This window comes from Plantactinospora alkalitolerans (genome assembly GCF_015690345.1).
Lineage (GTDB): Bacteria > Actinomycetota > Actinomycetes > Mycobacteriales > Micromonosporaceae > Plantactinospora > Plantactinospora alkalitolerans.
On record NZ_JADPUN010000056.1, the window covers coordinates 1 to 3,066 of the forward strand.

Consider the following 3,066-nt stretch of genomic DNA (forward strand, 5'->3'; position numbering starts at 1 on the left):
GATCGGGCGGGTGGGCCAACTCGCCGCCACCGTGCTGCGCGCGCAATTGATGCCGAGCGCACTGGAGGTCGCGGCACCGAGCGGGGACGGATACGAGTTGGTGGTGCTGTTGGAGGGCACTCCCGCCGGGGTCGCCGGCCGGGCCGAGGCAACCCGGCGACTCCTCGGCGACGGGGCGGTGCTCACCGAACATGCTCCCTCCTGGTGGGCGACGTACCCATGGCGGGTCGGCGACACCGGAGCCAAGCTCACCTGTGTGCTCTCCGGGGTACCCGACCTGTTGGCCGCAGCCCGGTCGGCCGGTGAGCGGCACGAGGCGCCGATCGACGTACGGGGCTCGGCCGGCACCGGGGTGCTCTACGCCGGGGTGCCGGCGGCGACCCACCCGGACCGGGTGGCCCGGATCGTCGAGGAGTTGCGCGGGGCGGCCCACGAGGCCGGCGGGCACGCGGTGGTGCTGACCGCGCCAGCCCCGGTACGCGAGCGGGTCGACCTGTGGGGCCCGGTGGAAGGCCTGGATTTGATGCGCCGGGTCAAGGCCCGGTTCGACCCCGACGCGCGGCTCGCGCCCGGACGCTTCGTGGGAGGAATCTGATGACGGCCGACCCGCCCCCACCCGGACCCGCTGTTCCCGGACCTGCCACGCCGGCCGGGAGTCGACCGGTCAGCGCGCCTCGGGACATACTCGGCCTGCTTCCGCCGGCCGCCGGTGGACCAGCCTTCGACGCGCACCGGCCACCACCGGCCGAGCTGGTCGCCGACTGTGTGCACTGCGGCTTCTGCCTGCCGACCTGTCCCACCTATGTGCTGTGGGGCGAGGAGATGGACTCGCCCCGGGGCCGGATCCATCTGATGCGGCAGGGACTGGAGGGCGAACCGCTGACCGAATCGATGGTCGGACACTTCGACGCCTGCCTCGGCTGCATGGCCTGCGTCACCGCCTGCCCGTCCGGGGTGCGGTACGACACCCTGATCGAGAACACCCGGCAGCAGGTCGAACGGCGGCACGACCGGCCCGCCCGGGAACGGGCGCTGCGAGCCGCGATCTTCGCACTGTTCCCGTACCCGAAACGGCTCCGGATGCTGCGCGGACCGTTACGGGCGTATCAGGCCAGCGGACTGCGCCGGCTGGTGGCCAGGACCGGGCTGCTGCCCCGGCTGGCGCCCACCCTGGCCACGCTGGAGTCGCTGGCCCCCCGGCTGACCCGCGCGCCGAAGCCGCCGGAACGGGTGCCCGCGTACGGGCCGCGCCGGGCGGTGGTCGGGATGCTCACCGGTTGCGTGCAGAGCGCCTTCTTCCCGGGGGTGAACGCGGCGACCGCCCGGGTTCTCGCCGCCGAGGGCTGCGAAGTGGTGATCAACCCGGGCCGGCAGGGCTGCTGCGGCGCACTCAGTGTGCACAATGGACGCGAGGCGGAGGCGCAGGCGTTCGCTCGGAACCTGATCGACGCCTTCGCCGACACCGGCATCGACTACTTCGTGGTCAACGCCGCCGGCTGTGGCTCGTCCCTCAAGGACTACGGCGAGCTGCTCCGCGACGACCCCCGGTACGCGTCCCGGGCCGCCGCCTTCGCCGCCCGGGTACGCGACCTCTCCGAAATCCTGGTCGAACTCGGCCCGGTCGCCCGGCGGCACCCGCTGCCGGTCAGCGTCGCCTATCACGACGCCTGCCATCTCGGGCACGCCCAGGGGGTCCGAACCCAACCCCGGGAACTGCTGCGGGCCATCCCCGAACTGGAACTGCGGGAGATCGCCGATCCGGAACTCTGCTGCGGCTCGGCCGGGGTGTGGAACGTGCTCAACCCTGAGCCGGCGGCCCGGCTAGGCGAGCGGAAGGCCCGGGACGTACTCGGCACCGGGGCGCAACTGCTGGTGACCGCGAACCCTGGATGCCTGATGCAGATCGCCGCCGCCATCCCCCGGCTCGGCGGCAGCACCGAACCCCGCCCCGCCGGGTCCGGCGGGATCGCCCTGGCGCACACCGCGCAGGTGCTCGACGCGTCGATCCGGCGGCTTTCCGTCGACCGCCTGCTCTCCTGACCGCCGAACCCGTCAGCGGGGCGCACCACTCCGGTGCCGCGCCATTCCGGTACCGCGCCATTCCGGCAGGTTCAGCCGGCCCGGTCGCCCCAGTCGGCTCAGTCGGCTCAGTCGGCTCAGTCGGCGTACAGGCGCTTGGCGTACTGGGGGCCGTAGTAGACCTCCAACTCCTCCAAGGTCTGCTCGGTCCGCTGGACGCGCTTGATGATCTGCGGATGCGGTGGGAGCACCTCTGGGTCCCAGGTCTCCGGTCGCCACAGGCCGGAACGCAGGAAGGCCTTCGCGCAGTGGAAGAAGATCTGCTCGATCTCGACGACCAGGGCCAGCACCGGCCGATGTCCCTTGACGACCATCTGCTCGAAGAACGGCGCGTCACGGACCAGCCGGGCGCGGCCGTTCAGCCGCAACGTCTCGCCCCGGCCCGGGATCAGGTAGACCAGCCCGACATGCGGGTTCGCGAGGATGTTGAGGAATCCGTCGGTCCGCCGGTTGCCGGGCCGTTCCGGGATGGCGATCGTGGTGTCGTCCAGGACCAGCGTGAAGCCGGCCGGGTCACCCTTCGGCGAGACGTCGCAGTTTCCGTCCGCGTCGGCCGTCGCCACCAGACAGAACGGCGAGGCGGCCAGGAACTGGCGATCGATCTCGTGCAGCCGTACCCGCTCCTTGGTCACCGCCTGGGGCTTCGGCTCGCCGAGCAACTCGCGCAACTCGGTCGCTGACGTGATCTCCACCTGCTCGGTCGACGTCGCCATGCATGCCTCCCCCGTCGGATGTCCCGCATCCAACCTACGACCGGCCCCGCCCCCCGGTCACTCCCTTTCACACCGGCAGAGACCCGGCTCACTCCCGGCGGCACGGGTGTTAGGAAGGGCCCCTTCTTATACAAAAAGCGATAAGAAGGGGCCCTTCCTTACAGCTCAGAAGGTGATCAGCGGGTCGCCGAGCAGGTCGGCGACGAAGTTGACGAAGAAGAAGCCGAAGAAGAGGACGTTGGCGATCAGGAGTACGTGGTGCCAGGGGCGGGGG

Annotated in this window: 3 protein-coding genes; 2 read left to right on the forward strand and 1 reads right to left on the reverse strand. The window is 71.3% G+C overall.

What is annotated here, in order from left to right; translation table 11 throughout:
• A partial coding sequence (locus tag I0C86_RS03595) for an FAD-binding oxidoreductase (protein ID WP_323373445.1) occupies positions 1–595 on the forward strand: 595 nt, incomplete at its 5' end.
• Positions 595–2,040: a (Fe-S)-binding protein gene (locus I0C86_RS03600; RefSeq protein ID WP_196199746.1), complete on the forward strand. Its 1,446-nt coding sequence runs from the start codon at positions 595–597 to the stop codon at positions 2,038–2,040. The genes I0C86_RS03595 and I0C86_RS03600, both read left to right, overlap by 1 nt.
• Positions 2,041–2,156: 116 nt before the next feature.
• Here the strand turns inward: I0C86_RS03600 and I0C86_RS03605 are convergent, their stop codons facing one another.
• Positions 2,157–2,792: a pyridoxamine 5'-phosphate oxidase family protein gene (locus I0C86_RS03605; protein WP_196199747.1), complete on the reverse strand. Its 636-nt coding sequence runs from the start codon at positions 2,790–2,792 to the stop codon at positions 2,157–2,159.
• Positions 2,793–3,066 lie beyond the last annotated feature (274 nt).

Excerpts from the sequence above, each read along its gene's own strand:
- I0C86_RS03600 (WP_196199746.1), top strand. The coding sequence starts at position 595 with ATGACGGCCGACCCGCCCCCACCCGGACCCGCTGTTCCCGGACCTGCC.
- I0C86_RS03605 (WP_196199747.1), bottom strand. The coding sequence starts at position 2,792 with ATGGCGACGTCGACCGAGCAGGTGGAGATCACGTCAGCGACCGAGTTG.